We start from the raw sequence: 3423 nt of genomic DNA, 5'->3' as shown, positions 1-3423 counted from the left end.
GGGTGTCGACCTTGATCTTCTTGTTGGTGTCCTTGACGCCCTGGACGAAGCCCGCCTCGAACTTCTTGATCAGCGGGACGTCGACACCGCCGATGAAGCCGACGTGGTTCGACTTGGTCTTCAGCGCGGCGGCGACACCGGCCAGGTAGGAGCCCTGCTCCTCGGTGAAGGTGATGCTGTCGACGTTCTTGGCGTTCACCACCGAGTCGACGATGCCGAAGGTGGTCTTCGGGTACTTCGCGGCGACCTTGGTCATGGAGGCGGCGTAGGCGTAGCCGACACCGATGATCGGGTTGTAGCCCGCGTCGGCCAGGTCCGACAGGCGCTGCTCGCGGTCGGCCTCGGTGTCCGAGGTCTTCGCGGTCAGCTCCTTGAGCTCGCCGCCGAACTCCTTCTTCGCCTTGTCGACACCACGCGCGGCGGAGTCGTTGAACGAGCGGTCACCACGGCCGCCGACGTCGAAGGCGAGACCGACCTTGACGCCCTTGCCGTCGCCCGAGGAGGTCGAGCCGGATTCGTTCTCGGAGGAGGTGCTGCCACAGGCAGTGGCAGTCAGTGCGAGAGCTGCGGAGGCGATACACGCAGCGGAAAGCTTGGCTACCCGGCGCACGGGAAGGCTCCTTCACCTGACCTGAGCGCCTTGGCGGCGCTTGATGTGAGCACCATGGCAGTGCTCCGGCCGAGACGCCCCTTCGGCGTCGGCTTCGCGGCATCGTAACGCGCGTAGATGTCGCAAAAAACCCTCTAGGGAAGCCGTTATCGATTCGAGGCAAACAGCGTCTGAACTCGGACTCTGGGCCCTCTCACACCGTTGTTGCGGACAGTGCACGAATGGCTTGCATGCGTGTTGCGCCGGACAGGGGAAGGGGTCCGGGGCAGGGTGGAGGGAGGTGTACCGGCCGGCCTGGGGAGACCTCCGACTGGAGCTGGAGGGGACCTCCGACCGGACCTGGAGGGGGCCTCCGAGTGGACCTGGAGGGGACTTCCGACCGGACCTGGTGGGGACGCCCGGCCGGGCCTGGAGGGGCCTCCGAGTGGACCTGGAGGGGACTCCCGACCGGACCTGGTGGGGAGCCCCGGCCGGGCCGAGGGAGACCCCCCGACTGGGCCTGGGGAGCCCCCGGACCAGGCGAGGGAGATCTCCCGGACCGGGTCCAAGGAGACCTCCCGGCCGGGTCGGAGGAGACCTCCCGGCCGGGCCGAGGGAAGACGGACCTGCCATCGGGAAGGGGGCCGGGCCCTGGGAAGACGGAGCTGCCAGCGGGAAGGCAGATCGGGCAGGCCCCCGCAGGGGCCCGCAGGGGCCCGCCGCTCAGCTCCGCGACCCGTTGACGTCCAGGAAGGCGGCGGCGGTGAACAGCTCCACGCCGACCGTGATCGCGTGCTCGTCCGCGTCGAAGTCGCCCTGGTGCAGATCGCGCACCGTGCGCTCGCCGGGCCGGCGCACCCCGAGGCGGGCCATCGCGCCGGGCACGTGCTCCAGGTACCAGGAGAAGTCCTCGCCGCCGAGGCTCTGCTCGGTGCTCTCCACCGACTTCATGCCGCGCCGGGCGATCATGGCCCGGCGCAGCAGCTCGGTGGACTCCCGGTCGTTGACGACCGGCGGCACCCCGCGCACGTAGCTGATCTCGGACTTGGCCCGGTGCAGGGTGGCGACCTCGTCGATGGCCGCGTGCACGATGTCGGGGGCCTGCCGCCAGGCGTCCAGGTCCAGGCAGCGCACGGTCCCGGACAGCTCCGCGTGCTGCGGGATCACGTTCGGGGCGTGGCCCGTCTCGATCCGGCCCCAGGTGAGGGCGAGGCCGGCGCGGGTGTCGACCCGGCGGGCGATCAGCGCGGGGACGTCGACGGCGACCCGGGCGGCGGCGGTGACCAGGTCGGTGGTCAGGTGCGGGCGGGCGGTGTGCCCGCCGGGGCCGTCGAGCGCGATCTCCAGGCGGTCGCAGGCGCTGGTGATCGGCCCGTGCCGCAGCCCGATCCGCCCGGCCTCCACCCGGGGGTCGCAGTGCACGGCGAAGATCCGGCCGACCCCGGTCAGCGCCCCGTCCTCGATGGCGTCCAGGGCGCCGCCGGGCAGCACCTCCTCGGCGGGCTGGAAGAGCAGCCGCACCGGGCGGGGCAGCAGGCCCTTGGCGTGCAGGTCGGCGAGGACGAGCCCGGTGCCGAGGACGACGGTGGTGTGCACGTCGTGACCGCAGGCGTGCGCCCGGTCCGGCACGGTCGACCGGTACGCGCAGTCGGTCTTGGTGTCGGGGATGGGCAGGGCGTCGATGTCGGCGCGCAGCGCGAGCAGCGGTACGGGTGGGCGCTCACCCTCCGCGAGCCCGATGTCACACACGAGTCCGGTCCCGGTGCTGAGCACGCGGGGCCTGAGCCCGGCCTGCTCCAGCCGCTCCTTGATCGCGGCGGTCGTACGGAACTCCTGGTTGCCCAGCTCCGGGTGCATGTGCAAGTCGCGACGGAAGGCGACGAGTTCGGCGTGCAGGGACTCGCTCAGCACGCCGGGGAGCACATCCCCCGGGAGGCCGGCCTCGGACTCTAGGGACATCAATTGCTTCACCCTCTGAAGGGTAGGACGCCCGGGTGGTCAACTACCCCTCGATCAACAAAAGTTCAGCCCGTTAGGGGAAGAAAATCTGACCGGCGGACGCATGGCGGCGAACTCTGGTGGGTAAAACCTCTGTTTTCCTCTTCCACGGATACCACGGCTCGGCCGGGTCACGCGCGCGATGTCCACGAACCGGACCCGCCGGGAGGCCGGCCCCGGTAGGGTCCGCCGTCGTGAGCGACTCGACCGCGGACTTCCTCCGGACGACCCGTGCCGCCTACGACGCGATCGCCAAGGACTACGCCGCGCGCTTCCCGGCCGGGGGGGTCCACCCGCTGGACCGCGCCCTGATCAGCGGCTTCGCCGAGCTGGTCACGGCGAACGGCAGCGCCCCCGTCGCCGACCTGGGCAGCGGCCCCGGGCACGGCACCGCGCTCCTGCACGAGCGGGGGGTTCCGGTGTTCGGGGTGGACCTCTCCCCCGCGATGGTGAATCTGGCCCGCGAGGCGTACCCCGGGCTGCGCTTCCACGTCGGCTCCATGACCGCGCTGGACCTGCCCGACGCGAGCCTGGGCGGCGTCCTCGCGCTGTACTCGACGATCCACCTGCCCGACGAGGGGCTGCGGACGGCCTGCGCCGAGTTCCGCCGCACGCTGGTCCCCGGCAGCCATGTGCTGCTCTGCTTCCAGTCCGGCACGGCACCCGGCCGGCTGCACCTGGCCGGGCGCTTCGGCCAGGAGATCGACCTCGACTACTACTGGCGTACACCGGAGCAGGTCGCCGGGGCGCTGACCGGGGCGGGCCTCGACCTGGTGGCGACGGCACTCCGGGAGCCGGCCGGGGAGGAGACCCGCCCGCGGGGGTGGGTGCTGGCG

3 protein-coding genes are annotated in these 3423 nt (G+C 71.5%); 1 reads left to right on the top strand and 2 read right to left on the bottom strand.

All coding sequences use genetic code 11. The features are described 5' to 3' along the window. Both CCN44_RS41005 and CCN44_RS41000 read right to left on the bottom strand, forming a co-directional pair. A partial coding sequence (locus CCN44_RS41005; protein WP_143650433.1) for a BMP family lipoprotein occupies nucleotides 1-610 on the bottom strand: 610 nt, incomplete at its 3' end. 702 nt (nucleotides 611-1312) lie between these two features. Further along, nucleotides 1313-2548 (bottom strand): M20 family metallopeptidase, encoded by a 1236-nt coding sequence (locus CCN44_RS41000; protein WP_202430285.1) that lies wholly within the window; start codon nucleotides 2546-2548, stop codon nucleotides 1313-1315. 233 nt (nucleotides 2549-2781) lie between these two features. Between CCN44_RS41000 and CCN44_RS40995 the strand changes: the two genes are divergently transcribed. Then, the coding region (locus CCN44_RS40995) for a class I SAM-dependent methyltransferase (RefSeq protein WP_086704289.1) at nucleotides 2782-3423 on the top strand (642 nt) is incomplete at its 3' end.

Source organism: Streptomyces tricolor (genome assembly GCF_002155905.1).
GTDB lineage: Bacteria > Actinomycetota > Actinomycetes > Streptomycetales > Streptomycetaceae > Streptomyces > Streptomyces tricolor.
This window is presented reverse-complemented; position numbering and strand designations above follow the sequence as displayed.

What these genes read in the sequence shown, in the direction of transcription:
- CCN44_RS41000 (WP_202430285.1), bottom strand. Translation starts at nt 2,548, where the DNA reads ATGTCCCTAGAGTCCGAGGCCGGCCTCCCGGGGGATGTGCTCCCCGGC.